Source organism: Anaerocolumna sedimenticola (genome assembly GCF_009931695.1).
GTDB lineage: Bacteria > Bacillota > Clostridia > Lachnospirales > Lachnospiraceae > Anaerocolumna > Anaerocolumna sedimenticola.
In genome coordinates, this window is record NZ_CP048000.1 from 1,328,595 (window position 1) to 1,347,262 (window position 18,668).

At 36.5% G+C, this 18,668-nt stretch carries 17 protein-coding genes and 1 riboswitch; of the genes, 15 read left to right on the plus strand and 2 right to left on the minus strand.

The window, feature by feature from the left end:
• Positions 1-2: 2 nt before the first annotated feature.
• From Ana3638_RS25675 to Ana3638_RS05940, 3 genes are all read left to right on the plus strand, one after another.
• Complete coding sequence (locus tag Ana3638_RS25675) at positions 3-341, plus strand: ATP-binding cassette domain-containing protein (protein WP_161837205.1); 339 nt, start codon at positions 3-5, stop codon at positions 339-341.
• Positions 342-432: 91 nt separating this feature from the next.
• Positions 433-2,586: a tetratricopeptide repeat protein gene (locus tag Ana3638_RS05935; protein ID WP_161837206.1), complete on the plus strand. Its 2,154-nt coding sequence runs from the start codon at positions 433-435 to the stop codon at positions 2,584-2,586.
• A gap of 145 nt (positions 2,587-2,731) precedes the next feature.
• Complete coding sequence (locus Ana3638_RS05940; protein WP_161837207.1) at positions 2,732-4,381, plus strand: putative manganese-dependent inorganic diphosphatase; 1,650 nt, start codon at positions 2,732-2,734, stop codon at positions 4,379-4,381.
• Here Ana3638_RS05940 and Ana3638_RS05945 read toward each other — a convergent pair.
• Entirely contained in the window at positions 4,378-4,719 is a 342-nt protein-coding gene (locus Ana3638_RS05945) for an Ig-like domain-containing protein (RefSeq protein ID WP_161837208.1), read from the minus strand. The two genes, Ana3638_RS05940 and Ana3638_RS05945, sit on opposite strands and share 4 nt — an antisense overlap.
• 216 nt (positions 4,720-4,935) lie before the next feature.
• Between Ana3638_RS05945 and Ana3638_RS05950 the strand changes: the two genes are divergently transcribed.
• The 3 genes from Ana3638_RS05950 (at position 4,936) to Ana3638_RS05960 (ending at position 7,699) form a co-directional block, all read left to right on the plus strand.
• The gene (locus tag Ana3638_RS05950; protein ID WP_161837209.1) at positions 4,936-5,499 is read left to right on the plus strand and encodes a flavin reductase family protein; all 564 of its coding nucleotides are present in this window, start codon (positions 4,936-4,938) and stop codon (positions 5,497-5,499) included.
• Between the two features lie 222 nt (positions 5,500-5,721).
• On the plus strand, positions 5,722-6,225 hold the full coding sequence (locus Ana3638_RS05955) for a shikimate kinase (protein ID WP_161837210.1): 504 nt from the start codon (positions 5,722-5,724) through the stop codon (positions 6,223-6,225).
• 175 nt (positions 6,226-6,400) lie between these two features.
• Positions 6,401-7,699 (plus strand): UDP-N-acetylglucosamine 1-carboxyvinyltransferase, encoded by a 1,299-nt coding sequence (locus tag Ana3638_RS05960; RefSeq protein WP_161837211.1) that lies wholly within the window; start codon positions 6,401-6,403, stop codon positions 7,697-7,699.
• A 181-nt stretch (positions 7,700-7,880) separates the two neighbouring features.
• Here Ana3638_RS05960 and Ana3638_RS05965 read toward each other — a convergent pair whose 3' ends face one another.
• Positions 7,881-8,954: an HD-GYP domain-containing protein gene (locus Ana3638_RS05965; protein WP_161837212.1), complete on the minus strand. Its 1,074-nt coding sequence runs from the start codon at positions 8,952-8,954 to the stop codon at positions 7,881-7,883.
• Positions 8,955-9,223: 269 nt separating this feature from the next.
• Positions 9,224-9,320: riboswitch (SAM riboswitch) on the plus strand.
• 372 nt (positions 9,321-9,692) lie between these two features.
• Between Ana3638_RS05965 and metK the strand changes: the two genes are divergently transcribed.
• The 9 genes from metK (at position 9,693) to Ana3638_RS06010 (ending at position 18,432) form a co-directional block, all read left to right on the plus strand.
• The gene (gene metK / locus Ana3638_RS05970; RefSeq protein ID WP_161837213.1) at positions 9,693-10,880 is read left to right on the plus strand and encodes a methionine adenosyltransferase; all 1,188 of its coding nucleotides are present in this window, start codon (positions 9,693-9,695) and stop codon (positions 10,878-10,880) included.
• A gap of 369 nt (positions 10,881-11,249) precedes the next feature.
• Positions 11,250-12,752, plus strand: coding sequence for a sensor histidine kinase (locus tag Ana3638_RS05975; protein ID WP_334297128.1), 1,503 nt, complete (start codon positions 11,250-11,252; stop codon positions 12,750-12,752).
• Positions 12,745-13,434, plus strand: coding sequence for a response regulator transcription factor (locus tag Ana3638_RS05980; protein ID WP_161837215.1), 690 nt, complete (start codon positions 12,745-12,747; stop codon positions 13,432-13,434). Before Ana3638_RS05975 ends, Ana3638_RS05980 begins: the two co-directional genes overlap by 8 nt.
• A 388-nt stretch (positions 13,435-13,822) precedes the next feature.
• Positions 13,823-14,074: a TM1266 family iron-only hydrogenase system putative regulator gene (locus Ana3638_RS05985; RefSeq protein ID WP_161837216.1), complete on the plus strand. Its 252-nt coding sequence runs from the start codon at positions 13,823-13,825 to the stop codon at positions 14,072-14,074.
• Positions 14,075-14,098: 24 nt separating this feature from the next.
• Entirely contained in the window at positions 14,099-15,211 is a 1,113-nt protein-coding gene (locus Ana3638_RS05990; RefSeq protein ID WP_161837217.1) for an ABC transporter substrate-binding protein, read from the plus strand.
• Between the two features lie 74 nt (positions 15,212-15,285).
• Positions 15,286-16,143: an ABC transporter permease gene (locus tag Ana3638_RS05995; RefSeq protein WP_330587888.1), complete on the plus strand. Its 858-nt coding sequence runs from the start codon at positions 15,286-15,288 to the stop codon at positions 16,141-16,143.
• A gap of 115 nt (positions 16,144-16,258) precedes the next feature.
• Positions 16,259-16,855, plus strand: coding sequence for an ATP-binding cassette domain-containing protein (locus Ana3638_RS06000; protein WP_161837218.1), 597 nt, complete (start codon positions 16,259-16,261; stop codon positions 16,853-16,855).
• Positions 16,856-16,979: 124 nt separating this feature from the next.
• Complete coding sequence (locus Ana3638_RS06005) at positions 16,980-17,498, plus strand: nitroreductase family protein (RefSeq protein ID WP_161837219.1); 519 nt, start codon at positions 16,980-16,982, stop codon at positions 17,496-17,498.
• A gap of 115 nt (positions 17,499-17,613) precedes the next feature.
• On the plus strand, positions 17,614-18,432 hold the full coding sequence (locus Ana3638_RS06010) for a cytidylate kinase family protein (RefSeq protein ID WP_161837220.1): 819 nt from the start codon (positions 17,614-17,616) through the stop codon (positions 18,430-18,432).
• Positions 18,433-18,668 lie beyond the last annotated feature (236 nt).

Genomic DNA, 18,668 nt, shown 5'->3' on the forward strand with positions numbered 1-18,668 from the left:
AGATGTTAAGTCAGAAAACAGCTGATTATTCAGGGGGGATGAAACGGCGTCTTAATATAGGTGCAGCCCTCTTACATCATCCGGATTTTCTAGTGTTGGACGAACCTACGGTTGGTATTGATATTATAGCCAGAAATCAAATTCTGGAAGCTATAAGAAAGTTAAACAGAAACGGTACAACCATTTTGTACTGCGGGCATTACATGGATGAAGTGGAACAGCTGTGTGATTCAATTTGTATATTGGATAAGGGTAAGGAAATTGTATATGGAAAGAAAAAAACCTTATTAACAGATGCAGATAAATCCTTGGAAAATTTATATTATGAGCTTATTGAATAAGATAATAATAGAGGGAATTAGGAAAACTTTTCACCATCTTTTCACTATTTAGATAAAAAATGTGTGCTTAAGCATACGGACGGGAGTTAATATGGAACGTTATGATAATATTGTAAAAATAGAAGAAATCAGAAGATTGGTTGAAAGCGGCCAGTATGAAATAGCAATGAAAGTTCTGGATACCATGGATATTGCCAAAATTAAAGCACTTACCGATATGAGTATAATTGCGGATGTTTATACACAAAATGAACGGTATGAAGAAGCCATGGAGGTATTAACCAAAATTTATGGTAAAACCAAAACCAGAAGAGTTCTGTACCAGCTTGTAGAGCTGTCGATTAAGCGGGGGAATATTCCGGATGCGGAGGATTACCTGGAGAAATACATTAAGGCAGCACCACAGGATCCCAACCGTTATATTTTACGGTATTGGATAGATAAGCTGAATCGTGAACCTTTCGAAGTTCTGATAGCATCCCTTGAAAAATTAAAGGAATTCGAATATTATGAAATGTGGGCTTATGAACTTGCCAAACTCTATCATAAGGCCGGAATGAAGGATAAATGTGTCAGGGAATGCAGTGATATAATTTTATGGTTTGGCGATGGTATATATGTTGAAAAAGCCAAATTATTAAAGGGTTATTATGTAGGAGAAATTAACCCGATACATATGTTAAAAGCAAAAGAGAAAAAGGAAGCTGAAAAGAAGCTTGGTCTGGATAAAACCAAAGATTACAGTGTTATGCGTAATCAGATTGACCAATTTTTAGCGGATGAAGATTATTCTGATGATCAGAAAGCTGCTATGCAGCAGGCCCAGTCCGGTGAATTGGAAAATGACAACGAAAACACAGAGGGAAAGGATCCGGAATTGCAAGAGTTCTTTAAAAAAGTTGCAAGAAAATTGGAAAAGGGCGTATCATATAAAAAAGATTTGGAATATCCGGGAAAAGGTACGGATAATACAGGCGAAGAAGCAGAAAATGCAGAAAAAGTCTCTGAAAATAATCCCATACGAAATACTATATCTAGTATTGTAAAGGAAATAGAGAGTGAACCTGATAATGAATCGGAAGCATTATATTCAAAAAATCTGAATCATAATGAAGAAGACCGGTATCCGGAAGAAACAGAAGAAACAGAAGAAGACCGGTATCCGGAAGAAGATGAGATTCAGGAGATTAATAACTCTGCTAATGAAGAAACAGAAGAAAGCCGGTATCCGGAAGAAACGGAAGAAACAGAAGAAGACCGGTATCCGGAAGAAGATGAGATTCAGGAAATTAATAATACTGCAGCTAACGAAGAAACAGAAGAAACTACAGATGAAAAAATAGTAACGATACAAGAAGAAACTGCTTCGTTATCTGATGAAAAAAATAACAAAACATCTGAGAATGAGATTAAAGTTATGAAGCAGCCGGCAATCTCCTTAGGGAAAAATAAAAGAGAATCCCAATATATTCCGGGTAAGTTTGATTCTATACTTTCCGAAGCCGGTATGAATTATGAAAAAGATTTTGGATATTTTATTCGTATGGATTCCTGCAGGAATCAAATAGAATCATGCTTAGAAAGTATCCTGTCTGACTATACTAAAACTAATCATATGATAATTATAGGGGAAAGAAAATCGGGAAAAACAACTCTGGCAAAGAAAATATCCAAGGCTCTTTATGGGCTTAACTATATAAATACAAATCGGGTTGCCAAAATAACAGCCTCAAAACTTAACGGAATTTCATTGGAATCAAAGAAAGATAAACTGGTTAATAGTTCCCTGATAATTGAAGAAGCTGGATCACTGGATTCTGAAGCAGTGGAACAATTACTTTCATTAATACAGAATTTAAGCGAGAACATATTTGTAATTTTAGAGGATAATCAAAAAGGAATGAAAAATCTGCTTGATAGGAATCCTAAATTAGGCGAAGTTTTTAGCAGTACGATAAAACTTCCTGTGTATTCAAAAGAAGATTTATCAGGTTTTGCTTTTGCTTATATACGAAATAACGATTACGAATTTACCAGGGAAGTCAAAACCGCCTTTGAAAGGGAGATAGAAAATATCATTCATTCAGTAAAAGAAGAAGATCACCTTGAGGCAGTGATGGAATTGGCAAAGAGAGCGAAAACATCTGCAGACGAAAGGAATAAATCTCTGCTCTCAGATATTATTCTCGACCGGGATTTAAGTTCAGAAGACTTCTTATATATTAAAAAGGAAGATTTTTTGTAATTATTCAGTAAACTCGGGAAATTCGAAGAATTCCCAGTGTTTGACGCCAAAATATGTATCTGTTTTCTACGCACAAAAAGCATGCATGGGTCGTTCGTTAGAACCGCAGTGACTGAATTGTAGCAATTTTTATGGGAGGAATCAAATGGATAATGAAATATATGTCATAGGTCATATTAATCCTGATACGGACTCCATTTGTTCTGCAATCGCTTATGCTAAGTTAAAGAGGGTTCTTACAGGCGGCGAATACAAAGCAAAAAGGGCAGGTCAGATAAATTCTGAAACAAGATTTGTGCTGGATCGGTTTAAGGTTACTGCTCCCAGCTACTTATCGGATATCCGTACCCAGGTTAAGGACATAGAGATACGAAGGACAGAGGGGGTTAAGAAAGGAATATCGTTAAAAACCGCCTGGTCCTATATGCGGAAAAATAATGTGGTTACGTTGCCCATTATTAATCAGAACAATCAACTGGAAGGATTAATTACCATTGGTGATATAGCAAAATCATATATGGATGTTTATGATAACCGGATATTAACTAAGGCGGAAACACCTTGTATTAACATTATAGAAACCTTAGAAGGTGAATTGGCAGCAGGAGATTCGGAAGAAATTTTTACGGAGGGTAAAGTCCTGATTGCTGCCGCCAATCCTGACTTGATGGAAAATTATATTGAAAAAGGCGATATAGTAATATTGGGAAATCGGTATGAATCCCAGCTTTGCGCTATTGAGATGAGTGCTAAATGTATTATAGTTTGTGATGGCGCCAAGGTATCAAAAACCATAACAAAACTGGCTCAGAATAATAACTGTACTATTATACGGACTCCTTTTGATACATTTACGGCTGCCAGATTGATTAATCAAAGCATACCAATCCGTTTTTTTATGACAACCCAGGAGTTAATAACCTTTACTACGGAAGATTATATAGAAGATATCAGGGAAAGTATGACGAAAAAAAGATACCGTGATTTTCCGGTTTTAAATAAAGACGGACGTTATATTGGAATGATTTCCAGACGAAACCTTTTAAATCCAAGACGGAAAAAAGTTATATTAGTAGACCATAATGAGAAATCCCAGGCAGTAGATGGTCTGGAGGATGCAGAAATATTGGAAATCATAGATCACCACCGTCTTGGCAGTTTAGAAACCATAAGCCCGGTATTTTTCCGTAACCAGCCTTTAGGTTGTACGGCAACTATAATATATCAGATGTACTGTGAAAACAGTATTGAGGTTGAACCTCAAATAGCAGGATTATTATGCTCTGCCATATTATCCGACACCCTGGTCTACCGCTCTCCTACCTGTACCGAAATCGACCGGACGTCCGCAGAGGAACTTGCGCAAATAGCCGGTATCCGGGTGGAGGAATATGCGAAAAAAATGTTTGCGGCAGGAAGCAACCTGACCTCAAAATCGCCGGAGGAAATATTCTATCAGGATTTTAAAAAATTTACGGCAGGAGATCTGGTCTTTGGAGTAGGCCAGATTAATTCCATGAATCAGGATGAATTGGAAGCTATTAAGGAAAAACTGGTACCATATATGCAGAAAGCGTTTAGAGATCATGGAGTAGAAATGTTATTCTTTATGCTTACCAATATAATAGATAGTTCCACAGAATTGTTATATCAGGGTACCGGCTCAAAAGAATTACTTGTAAATGCTTTTAAACTGGATAAAGACAGCGATATTATTTATCTGAAGGGAGTTGTATCAAGGAAGAAACAGTTAATTCCTGCCTTGATGATAACCCTCCAGCAGGATAATGTTTAGATTTTAAATTGAATCTGAATTTCTTTTTTTAGGTTTTTGCCGCCCATGGATTTTACATTCTTCGTAATGGTTAATAGGTAGGATTCATTTTCAGTATAAGGCTCTAAGGGTTCAATTTCTATGTATTTGTTAATGGAATCGTAACTTATATGGGTTTTAAGAGGAACCTGGTTGATGGAAGTGACATAAAGATTACGATTATTTACGGTAGCAGGATTTAATGGTGAAGAAAATTTTATACGCCATACAAAATTACCCGTACGAAATTTAAGGGTCTGCTTAACTTTATCTTGGACTTCATCAGAAACAGATTCAATGTTTAAAAAATTACTTGACATTATACTCACCTCAATTTTCATCATTTATGTTCTTTACTTTATCTGTATCAGCAGATAATGTTTATCGAGTTAAATGTTATATGATTTTATTATACAATATTTTTTTAAAATAGCATAGTAGTTATTAAGAATTAGAACTATGCTTTTTAACAGGTTAATGTGCCTCATGAATGGGAGTAAAGCATCTCTTTTTGTATGGTACAGGGAGGAAATTAAATGGAAAAAGAATTTTGGAAAGCCGGGAATATGTTGTATCCGCTGCCGGCTGTTATGGTCAGCTGCCAGAGGGAGGGGGAAAAACCCAATATTCTTACCGTAGCCTGGACGGGTACCATCTGCACCAATCCGGCTATGGTATATATATCGGTAAGGCCCAGCCGGTTATCCTATGATATAATAAAAGATACCAAGGAGTTTGTTATTAATTTAACAACAAAAAAATTAGTAAAAGCGGTAGACTATTGCGGCGTAAAATCAGGAAGAGATGTAGATAAATTTAAAGAAATGAAATTAACACCGGTTCCGGCGAAAATATTAAATGTACCATTGATTTTGGAATCTCCGGTTAATATAGAGTGTAAAGTGAAGCAGATTTTGCAATTAGGATCCCATGATATGTTTATAGCGGAAGTATTAGGTGTTCATGCAGATATTTCCTATTTAAACAAAAAAGGTAAGTTTGATTTAAGTAAAGCAGACCCCGTTGTTTACTCACACGGAGAGTATTTTGGACTGGGGGAGCTGATGGGTAATTTTGGATACAGCGTCAAGAAAAAATAACCTGTTTAAGATTTAGAAAACAGGAAAAAATAAAAAGTACTTGGCGAGGTGGTCGAAAGGTGATATAATCTGTTCATTGTGTTCAAAAGAAATTGCTTCGTAGTTTTATTAGAAATTACTTTACAATTTCTTTCAGAAAATTACTTCGTAATTTCTTTTAGAAATTGCTTCGTAGTTTTATTGGAATGTATATGTGACGTGGACGCAGAATGAGAGGAAGATATGAAGAACATAGTATTGATTGGAATGCCTGGCGCCGGGAAAAGTACAATTGGTATTATACTTGCCAAGGTTTTAGGATATAATTTTTTGGATTCTGACTTATTAATACAGGAACAGGAACAGTGTTTATTGCGGGATATCATAGAAAAGCATGGTTTAGATGGTTTTATTGCTGTTGAAAATCAGGTTAACCGTGATATCAGGACAACCAATACAGTCATAGCCACAGGCGGAAGTATAATATATGGTACTGAAGCGATCAATCATTTAAGAGATATCGGAATTGTTGTATATATAAAGTTAAGTTTAGAAACAATTGATGACCGTTTGGGTAATATAAAACAAAGAGGGGTTGTTTTTAAAGAAGGGCAGACTTTAAAGTCTTTATATGAGGAACGCTGCCCATTATACGAAAAATATGCCCATATTATTATAGACGGAGAAGGTTTAAATACAGAAGAACTTATGGAAAAGATAGCAGAGGAAGTAAGACATTATTCCTAGACAAGAAACAAAAAATTATTTTGGAATTATTTAACACGGCCTGAATATTCTTAAAAAATATTTACAACAGGATAATTTATGGTATAATCAAGTTAATCTAACAAATTTTACAACTAAAATTAGTGATTTATGTACAAAATGGATAAATCACGTAACAAAAATAATGAGGTGTGCAATGGAGCAATATATTATAAAAGGCGGCAAAGCTCTGCAGGGCGAAGTTTCAATTGGCGGCGCTAAGAATGCAGCGCTTGGGATTTTGTCTGCGGCCATTATGACGGATGAAACGGTAACTGTTGAAAATCTGCCGGACATAAGCGATATTAATGTTATGCTGCAGGCAATTGAGGAAATAGGGGCTAAAGTAGATAGAATCAATGAACATTCTGTTAAAATAAACGGAAGTAAAATTAATTCCATGAGTATAGATTATGAATTCATACGTAAAATACGTGCATCCTACTATCTTTTAGGAGCTTTATTAGGCAAATATAAAAAAGCTCAGGTTGCTTTACCGGGTGGATGTAATATCGGAAGCAGGCCTATTGATCAGCACATTAAAGGTTTTGAAGCCTTAGGTGCTTCCGTAAAGATTGAACATGGTATGATTCAGGCAGAAGCCAAAGAATTAAAGGGTACTCATATTTATCTGGATATAGCCAGTGTCGGGGCTACCATTAATATTATGATGGCTGCATGTCTGGCAGATGGTGTGACTATTATTGAAAACTCAGCGAAAGAACCGCATGTTGTTGATGTTGCAAACTTTTTAAACAGTATGGGAGCCAGTATTAAAGGTGCCGGTACCGATGTTATACGTATAAAAGGCGTTAAATCCCTAACCGGAAGTGAATATGCAATTATCCCTGATCAGATCGAGGCAGGTACCTTTATGTTTGCAGCAGCTGCCACGAAGGGTGATGTTCTGATTAAGAATGTAATTCCGAAGCATCTTGAGGCTATTACCGCTAAACTTATTGAAATCGGGGCAACAGTGGAAGAATATGATGATGCGGTACGTGTTACAACATCCAGTAAATTAGGACATACTAATATTAAAACACTTCCTTATCCTGGATTTCCAACCGATATGCAGCCGCAGATGGCAGCGACACTGGTAACATCGGAAGGAACAAGTATAGTAACGGAAACAATGTTTGAAAACCGGTTAAAATATGTTGATGAACTTGCCAGAATGGGAGCCAATATTAAGGTAGAAGGTAATTCTGCCATTATTGTAGGTGTATCCGGACTAACCGGTGCAATTGTAAGTGCGCCTGATTTAAGAGCCGGTGCAGCGCTTGTAATAGCAGGCTTAGTAGCAGAAGGTTTTACCATTGTGGAGCAGGTTGAATATATTGAACGGGGTTATGAGCATTTTGAGCAGAAGATGCAGGGTCTTGGTGCAACAATGGCTAAAATTGATATTGAAGACGATAAAGCCGTACAGAAATTTAAATTAAAAGTAAGTTAATTATAAAATACACAGCAAAGTTTAGTCTTCTCTGATTTTGCGTAAATCAAAAGGATATAAAAGAAGTGAGGTAACTTCTTCATATCCTTTTTTAATATGTTATGCATGACGCAAAATCTGCGTCTTTTATCAGAAGTATAAAAATCAACTTCCGATAAGTTACATTTCCGAAAGAATTTATTTATATAATAGCTTCAATAACCAGTTCGTGCTCTTTGGATAGATCTATAAAATTGTCACCAATCTGTACAATCGGTTTAGTCAAATTATGATTATTAATCAAACGGATTTCGCCCACGGCCTGGTTACTTAATCTTACTCGCTTACCTACATAGGATTGAACGATTTCCTGGAGAAAAGTCATTATATATTGAGGGTCAAATTTTTGGAGACCTTCTGCTTCAAATACGCTGATAGCCTCGAAAGGACATAAAGCAGGGCGGTACACCCTGGCGGAAGTCATGGCATCGTATACATCGGCTATAGCAATTATTTTGGCAAAAGAATCAATTTTGGAACCGTGAAAGCCGTTGGGATATCCGCTGCCGTCACACCGCTCATGATGCATTAAAGCAGTATATTTTACACGTAAATCAACGTCTTTGTTTTTTAAAATCTGATATCCTTCAATCGTATGGGTTTTCACTGTGGAATACTCTGAAGCTGTAAGGCTGTCCTGTTTATTAATGATTTCGGTAGGAAGTTTTAGTTTACCTATATCATGCAGTAAACCGCTGAGGGTAAGAATATCAATGTCTTTTTCAGGCAGCTTAAGCCAGTGTCCGAATACGTTTGCAATCAATGCTACATTGATGGAATGGACGTAAGTTATATCATCAAATTCCCGCATGCAATGCAGCATATCAAATACATGAATACCATTACGGCTGTTTGATAATATCTGGGTAGCGTGATTTATTAAACCAGTAACATCAAGAGCTGTATCATTTGCATCAATTTTACTTAACTCACCCTTAAAATCCTGAAGGGATTCCATGAAAGAATTGCTGAATTGTTTAAACTCGGCACTTTCACGTGTTATTTGGGATTGACTTACGTCTTTAACCACTGGTTTTTTTACATCTTCTAGAATAATACTAAAATCAGTAATGGAATAAAACTTAAGGCGTGTGATAATTTTATCCGTCAAAACGGTGCCTTCTGAAATAACCAGCTGGTTGTTATAATTGTAGACATCTTCTCCTGCTACCATCCCCGGGGTAGCCTGTCTTATTGTAATACGTTTTTTATTCACGATTGCCCCCAATCTTCGCGTATAAAACGCTGTATCCATATAAAGTTTTCTTATCATTAGTATAAGAATTTTGTTACAATTTGTCAATAAAGAAAAAGCCCTTGACAATTTAATCAAAATAGTATATTCTCTAGCTTGATAGATATCTTATAGGAACAAAAGACATATTCCTGTAATCAGATATACTGCGGTAAAAAGAACCGCCTTTTATCAGAAATTTAAGAAGCAATTTCTGGTAAGTTTTATTAATTGCATATAACGCAATATTTCTCTTATTCAGAGTGACGGAGAGTAAAGGCTCTATGAAGTCACGGCAACCCCCATAGCGGAAGGTGCCAACCTGAGCGAGTAATCGAACAATAAGAGGATTTGATGTTTATTATTATCAAGTCCGTCTTATCGGACTTTTTTTATTGCATAAGAAAGTTCTCTAAATATCCCTCATGCAATAAAAACCCTCCGGATGGATGCGTACGAACGCTAAAGGCAGATGTCATTGAAATGACAGCGCATCAGCGCTGGAGTCTGGCGAGACAGACTCTTTCTTATTTCCGCGAAAGTAAGGTGAGAATTAGCAAGCTTGCTTGCAATAATTCGAATGCGCACGCGAACCGAAGAAACCCGCAAAGCGTGTTTCTACCGGTTTACTGGGAATGTTCTTTTAACTTCCCGCTGAGTTTCCAAGGAGAAACTCTTAGTAAATACAAGCGTGAAAAACACGCAGATAGGAGCAAAAATATGAATAAATTACTATTTACCTCAGAATCAGTTACAGAAGGGCATCCTGACAAAATCTGTGATCAAATTTCGGATGCAGTTTTAGATGCGTTATTAGAACAGGATCCTATGAGCAGGGTTGCCTGCGAAACAGCCATCACCACCGGTTTGGTTCTGGTTATGGGTGAAATAACTACCAACAGTTATGTTGATATCCAGAAAATAGTTCGTGATACCATTCGTGAAATCGGATACGATAGATCCGATTATGGTTTTGATGCCAATACCTGCGGTGTTATCGTAGCATTAGATGAGCAGTCTGCAGATATTGCAATGGGAGTTAATAAGGCTCTGGAAGCCAGAGAACATACCATGACAGAAAATGAACTGGAGGCAATTGGAGCCGGAGATCAGGGTATGATGTTTGGTTTTGCCACGAATGAAACGGAAGAATACCTTCCCTATCCGATTTATCTGGCACATCAGCTGACGAAGCAGCTGACGAAAGTAAGAAAAGATGGAACATTGCCTTATCTTCGTCCGGACGGCAAGTCCCAGGTTACGGTAGAATATAACGAAGAGGGAAAACCGGTGCACTTAAATGCTGTCGTATTATCTACACAGCACAATCCGGATGTTACCCAGGAACAGATTCATAAAGATATTAAAAAATATGTATTTGATGTTATATTACCAACTGAATTAGTGGATGAAAACACGAAATTCTTCATTAATCCAACCGGACGTTTTGTTATCGGCGGACCAAACGGTGACAGCGGTTTAACCGGACGTAAAATCATTGTAGATACCTATGGCGGTTATGCACGTCATGGCGGCGGTGCATTTTCCGGTAAAGATTGTACCAAAGTGGACCGTTCCGCATCTTATGCGGCACGTTATGTTGCTAAAAACATAGTGGCAGCCGGTTTGGCAGACAAGTGTGAAATACAGTTATCCTATGCCATCGGTGTAGCGCAGCCGACTTCCATTATGGTAGATACCTTTAATACAGGTAAATTAGAGAATAATGAATTAATCCGGATTATCAGGGATAACTTTGATTTACGTCCTGCCGGAATTATTAAAATGCTGGATTTAAGACGTCCTATTTATAAAAAAACAGCAGCCTACGGACATTTTGGACGTAATGAGTTAAGTTTACCATGGGAAAGATTGGACAAGGTGGATGACTTAAAGAAATATCTTTAATAAGAAATAAAAGACATTTTAAATGATAAAAATTTAAATAGCCGGTGTCAGCTGGAGAAATCCTCTATTGACGCCGGCTGTTTGCATTTTCGGATCCATGTCCGAACCCGATCAGTTAATTATTTTGCGGCAGACCCTTAATCGAATATAAGTATATAATATTTTTATAAAAGTCTAAGTTTAATAAAATATTTATAAAAGTCATGGTTAGTTAATATATTATTCCGGCAAAAGTATGCTATAATGAAAGCGGAATGAGGAATTGCAAGTAAACTTGCAAAGTCCGATTGGAGCAGCAGAATCATGAACACGACTTTCGTTTATGATATGATAAAACTACTATTGATATAGTGCAATTATATAAAGCAGGTGAAGAAGTTGAAACTGAAAAGCAGGCTGTTAACAGCATTTTTGATAATTACGGCACTACCAATTTTTTTAATCACTCTTGCAGCCGGAACCATTGTCAGGTTTCAGGTCAATTCCATAGAAGAGACTTATGATGTTAAATCGGATACTATTAAGCTGATTTCTAATCCGCTGCAGATTTTAAGCCGGTTAACCAGAGGAGTTTATAATGAAATTGTGATTACCTCCAAACAGGAGCCGGAGAAATTTGAGGATGAAACATATATAAATTATCTGAATTCAGAACTAACCGGCAAGTATTCTTATATTGTATTAAGAAAAGGGAATCAGTTCATATACAGCGGTAATAACGAGAACTTGGACTATATCAAAAGGTATTTGCCAAAGTATGGAAAATATACGACGGATATGGAAGGCGGTATGTATATTGATACGAAAAACCCGTTTTTGCTGAAACAGAAGGATTTTCATTTTACGGATGGTTCGGAAGGAAGTATTTTTGTTATTACGGACGTAGATACCTTAGTTCCGCAAATCAGGTCATCTGCCATACAGATGGTATGTTCCCTGATTTTTGTGGTAATATTAACAGCAGGCGTGCTGATTATATGGATATACCGAAGTATTTTAAGGCCGTTAAATACACTACATGCGGCTACAGATGCCATGAAAGAAGGTAATTTGGATTATTCCATCGAGGGTGACCCTGAGGATGAAATCGGGCAGCTTTGCGTAGATTTTGAAGAAATGCGTATCCGCCTTAAAGAACTTATTGAAGTAAGACTTAAGTATGAGGAGGATACCAAGGAGTTAATCAGCAATATATCCCATGATTTAAAAACACCTATCACTGCCATAAAAGGTTATGCGGAGGGTATTATGGATGGGGTGGCAGATACGAAAGAGAAGCAGGCCAAGTATATTAAGACCATATATACGAAAGCCAATGACATGTCTGTTTTAGTGGACGAATTATCCTTTTATTCCAAAATAGACTGCAATACCATGCCGTATACTTTTACCAACATTAACCTCCATGAATATTTCAGTGATTGTATAGAGGAACTGACTTTGGACCTGGAGGTTAAGAATATAGAAGTTGTTTATAAAAATGAAACCGATGCGGCTCTTAAAGTGTCAGCAGATGCGGAACAGCTAAAACGAGTGATCAATAATATTATCGGAAATTCCGTTAAATATATTGGAAACAAAAAAGGCCTTATAAAAATACAAATTGAAGATATAGGTCAATCAGTTAAAATTTCAATTGCGGATAATGGACAGGGAATTCCCTCTAAAGATTTGCCGTTTATATTTGACCGTTTTTACAGAGCAGATTCCTCCCGTAATTCTACCAAAGGCGGAAGCGGTTTAGGTTTGGCAATTGCTAAGAAAATAATACAGGACCATATGGGTACCATATGGGCTGAAAGTGAAGAAGGAAAAGGTACAACTATTTACTTCACCTTGAAAAAATGTAAGGAGGTTACGGAATATGAGTAGGATATTAATTGTAGAGGATGAAATTGCGATTGCAGAATTAGAAAAAGATTACCTGGAATTAAGCGGTTTCGAGGTTGAAATGGAAACTACGGGTGATGGCGGAGAAGCAAGAGCGGTGAATGAAGAATTTGATTTAGTCATATTGGATTTAATGCTTCCCAATGTAGATGGTTTTGAAATATGCAAAAAAATCAGAGCGGTTAAAAATATCCCCATTCTTATGGTTTCCGCCAAGAAGGATGATATTGATAAAATCAGGGGATTAGGGCTTGGTGCGGATGACTATATCACCAAACCATTCAGTCCAAGTGAATTAGTTGCCAGAGTTAAGGCTCATTTAGCCAGATATGAGAGATTAATCGGTACCAGTACAAAAGAAAATGAAATCATTGAAATTCGCGGAATTAAAATTGATAAGACAGCCAGAAGAGTGTATGTGAATAATGAAGAGAAAAGTTTTACCACAAAAGAGTTTGACCTTTTAACCTTTTTGGCTGAGAATCCCAATCATGTCTTTACCAAAGAAGAACTATTCCAGAAGATATGGGATATGGAGTCAATCGGTGATATTGCTACCGTTACGGTACACATTAAAAAAATCCGTGAAAAGATTGAATTCAATACATCAAAACCTCAATATATTGAGACCATATGGGGTGTGGGTTATCGATTTAAAGTATAATTCCTAATTGAAAAGTCTGCCGTATATTCTAAATAAACGACTATTTCCATACAGTATATTTAGAATTTATGGCAGGCTTTATTTGTTTTGGAAAATGGACATACAACTGAAGAAAACAGGCAGTGTAGTGCTCCGGTTTGACAAAGGATTTCATAAATGGTAGAATATAGAAGTCAATTCAAAAGGAATAACTGATGGAGAGACTGTTAATAGGCAAATATCGTTCTAAAACATAAGGGAAAAGCCCTGGTGGTAAGACGGTGACTGAATAGAATTTAAGTAAGCCTCCGGCACCTTTTGGTTAAGGAGGTTTTTTTATAGGAATGTTCTCCAAACTTGTTACCCTATTAATAGTAGCAATCAGTTTAATATTGGAGGTGAGAATTAAGTGGAAACCAGGATAGCTCTGATCGGAATCATTGTGGAGAATATGGAAGTAGTAGAGAATGTGAATCAGATTCTTCATGAATATGGCAAGTATATCGTAGGAAGAATGGGAATTCCCTATAAGGAAAAAGGTGTAAGTATTATCAGTATTGTTATCGACGCGGATAATAATGCAATCAGCTCCTTATCCGGTAAATTAGGTATGTTAGAAGGTATAAGTGTAAAAACCGTATATTCAAAATACGGTAAATAAGGTTAGGAAAAGAGGAAATATAATATGAAAAAATATATATCCATTCTATTGGTTATCATTTTAACGTTAACTATGACTGCAGGCTGCCAGAAGAATGTAAATAGCAACGGAAACACAGAAAGAAATACAACAGAAGATACCTTAACAGAAACCGTACAGGATACAACCTCGGCGGAAAGTTTGGAAAATGGCGAAGAGGATAAGGTGATTGCAGAAACAGCAGAGAGTACAACACCAGGCAAAAAGATGGATATTCCTATTGCCGCCTTAAAGGGACCTACTGCGATGGGAATGGTTAAAATTATGGAGGATTCAGAAAAAGGTGAGGCAGCAAATAATTATGATTTCACCATAGCAGGTGCACCGGATGAAATTACTGCTGGAATTATAAAAGGAGACTTTGATATTGCTGCGATTCCCTGTAATTTAGCAGCAGTTTTATATAATAAATCGGGGGGCGGCCTTGCTGTGGCGGGTATTAATACCCTGGGAGTACTTTATATCGTTGAGACCGGAAAAGAAATTAACAGCGTAGAGGATCTAAAAGGCAAGACCATTTATTCTACCGGTAAAGGCACAACACCGGAATATACAATAAATTATTTACTTTCTTCCCATGGTATTGATCCTGCGAAAGATGTAACGGTAGAGTACAAGTCGGAGGCTACGGAAGTAGCTGCAATTTTGAATGAAGCCACAGATGCGGTAGCCATGCTTCCACAACCTTATGTAACGACAGCTATGATGAATAATAAAAACATTAGGATTGCATTGGATGTTACGAAGGAATGGGATAAGATCAGTACCAATGGCAGCACGGTTGTAACCGGTGTTATTGTTATAAATAAAAAATTCCTGGAAAGTAATAAAGAAGCCGTCGATACTTTTCTAACCGAATATGAAGAATCTGCACAGTATGTAAATAGTAATAATGAAGAAGCTGCTGCTTTAATCGAAAAATTTGATATTTTTAAGGCAGCTCCAGTATTAAAAGCATTACCGTTTTGTAATATTACTTCGATTCAGGGGGAGGAGATGAAAGGAAAAATAAGCGGTTACTTGGAGACTTTATTTGAACAGAATCCGGATACGGTAGGCGGTAAACTTCCGGACGATACTTTTTATTACGTTAAATAAAGAAATAAGTTAAAATCATTAAGCAGATAATAACCGGCTGGAAAAACCAGGGTGACAGGGGCTGAAAAAGCCCTATGCCACCCAGCCCGGCTAAATTAGATAACTGCAAAGCTAACAGTCAAAAATACATAAAAAATCAGTTTATAACCCGGGCAGAAAGGATATCAGGTATGAAGCAGGTTAAATCAGCCGTATATAATAATAAATATAGAATTTTAGCAGTTGTTTTCTGGATTACGGTCTGGCAGTCTGCAAGTATGCTTATTTCCAAGGAGATGCTTTTGGCATCTCCCTTTGCCGTTATAAAAGCTCTCGGATTTTTGACCGGTAAAGGAGTCTTTTGGCTGTCCATTTTTAATTCTTTTCTTAAGATATTAATGGGTTTTCTGCTTGCAATCATTCTTGGTATCTTACTTGCTGTTTTATCTTATAAAATGTTAATATTAAAAGAAATTATTTCACCTTTAATGAAAATCATACAGGCAACACCTGTTGCATCTTTTATTATATTAGCTTTATTGTGGGTAGAATCAAAAAATCTGTCCATATTATGTTCATTCCTGATGGTAATACCGGTGATATATGTGAATGTACTGCAAGGTATTGTGGGAACGGACCCCAAATTAAAGGAGATGGCTTATGTGTTTCAAATCACTTCGTTCAAGAAAGTCCGTTATATCTATCTCCCGGCTGTTATGCCTTATTTTGTATCGGCCAGTACAGTTGGACTGGGACTCTGCTGGAAAGCGGGAATTGCAGCGGAAGTAATCGGGTTACCCAAGTTCTCCATTGGGGAACAGTTATATGAAGCAAAAATTTATTTAATGACGGATGAATTATTTGCGTGGACGATAGTTATAATTCTTATTAGTGTGATTTCTGAAAGATTAATAATCCGTCTGATTCATAGGGTTCAGATTATGTTAACTTAAATTCAATTCTGGCTATAACCGGCCGGCAAGTTAAACCGGCTTTTGACAGTCTATTATAGTATTAATCGGTAACATAACTAATAATAACAAAATCATAATGACCTTGGAGCTGGCTATGAATACAATTTATATAAAAAACCTGACAAAGCAATATGAAGGAACACCGGTGCTAAATCAATTAAATCTGGAGATTAAAGAGGGTAAGATTACTTGTATTATGGGACCATCCGGTATAGGAAAAACTACCTTAATTAATATCTTAATGGGCTTGGTTAAAGCAGATTCCGGTGTGGTAGATGGATTGGATGGTAAAAAATTTGCGGCTGTCTTCCAGGAAAACCGGCTATGTGAAGAAATTGGTGCAATTTTAAATGTTAAAATGGTCTGTGATAAAAAGGTGACCGAATCCCGGATTAAAAAAGAATTGGAATCGGTTGGTTTAATAGATTATGAGAAAAAAAAGGTAAATGAGTTAAGCGGCGGTATGAAACGAAGGGTAGCCATAGTCAGGGCAGTTATGGCAAACAGTGATATTATTATTATGGATGAACCTTTTAAAGGGTTGGATGATAAACTAAAAATTCAGGTCATCAATTATATCAAACAAAAGACCGGGGGTAAAACCCTGATTGTGATAACCCATAATAAAGAAGAGGTGGAGGCGTTTTCCGCCGATCTAATTGAATTAGGTAATAATCATAAGGAATATTAAAAATCAAATAGTAGTGCAGGCCTTTAGGGTCAGATTCTGCTCTGAAATTGTATTAATTGTACGGTAATAGATAAACAGCCTGGTTTCACATTTGCCTAATAAAATTAAAAGAAAGGAACTCTATATGATAGAATTATATAAAACCAGAAGAAGTATTCGAAAGTTTCAGGATAAAAAAGTTGAACAGGAAAAAATAGATGAGCTATTAAAAGGAGCATTAATGGCGCCCTCCTCCAGAGGATTAAAACCTTGGGAATTAATTGTAGTTACTGACAGGGAATTACTGCAGAAATTAAGTGAATCAAGGGGACCGAGTTCTAAACTCATTTCGGGTGCTGCACTAGGAATTGTGGTTTTAGCAGACGCAGAGCTTTCCGATGTATGGACAGAAGATGCTTCCATAATAGCAATTATGATGCAGTTATCGGCTCACTCTCTTGGACTTGGCTCTTGTTGGGTACAAGTCAGGGAAAGGCAAACTCCCCAAGGGGAAACAGTGGACTCTTATATAAAAAAATTATTGGATATTCCGGCTAAATACAAAACAGAATGTATCCTTGCTTTAGGTTACCCTGCGGAAGAAAAAGGGACTCATAAGGAAGAGAACCTGCCTCTTGAAAAAATTCATTATAATACTTTCTGATCCTTTAAAGTCTTTACGTAAGGAATATGTGGTGGTATAATGTTTAACACTATGATGAAAGAAATAAAATCAGAATTCCAAAAGGATAGATATTTTTAATACCAGGGAGGACGTTATGCATATCACTATTACAGGCAATCTAGGAAGCGGAAAATCTACAATATGTAAGATATTAGAGGATAAATATGGATTTGAGATTTATTCTACCGGTAAAGTGCAGCGTGAAATTGCGAAAGAGATGAATATCACTACTCTTGAAATGAATCAATTAATGTGTAGTGACCGTAAATACGATACCATGATCGATGATGCAACAGCCAGAATTTCAAGAGAAAACAGAGATAAAAATATTATATTTGATTCCAGGCTGGCCTGGCATTTTGTGGAACAATCTTTTAAAGTATTTTTATCAGTAAGCCTTAATGTTGCAGCAGAGCGGGTAAAAAACGATGACCGTGGAAATGTGGAAAAGTATTCAAGCATAGCGGAAGCTAAGGAAATGCTCGCGGCAAGAGCAGAGACGGAAGATAAGCGTTATAAAGATATGTATCATTTAAATTATTTTGATTTTTCCAATTATAATTTGGTAATAGATAGTACATGCTGTACACCCGAAAAAATTGCATCAATTATTATGCAGGAAGCAAAGAAATTTGAAGCGACTATGAAAGAAAAAGGCGCATTTGAATCCGGCAATCAGGGAATTAACAGAATTCTCATATCACCTAAAAGATTATATCCACATCCGGTTTTAAGTGAGGAATTAAATAATTTAAAAGGAATGATAGATGAATATGCGAAATTGAGCGACTATATTGAAACCACTATACCGGTAAGTAAAAACGGAGATGAATATATGATACTGGATGGACTTGACCAGGTAAAAGCAGCTGCAGCAGCTGAAGTACCTTTTATACCTGTTATTATAAATTAATTTATATTTTTATCATTTTTTGTTTCGTTCAGGTTTCGTTCCTATATTATTTTTTGCGTATAATATTTGTCCGGGTTGAACATTCCCTTATTTCTCGGATTATTTGTATTCAAACTCATATACATGGAACTTTCTAATAATTTTGGTAACCCATTCTTTTGAAATCCTTGCAGTAATCACCTAACATACATTTAATAATTTTACAGATAATACTCACAGAGAGTAATTACAACTTA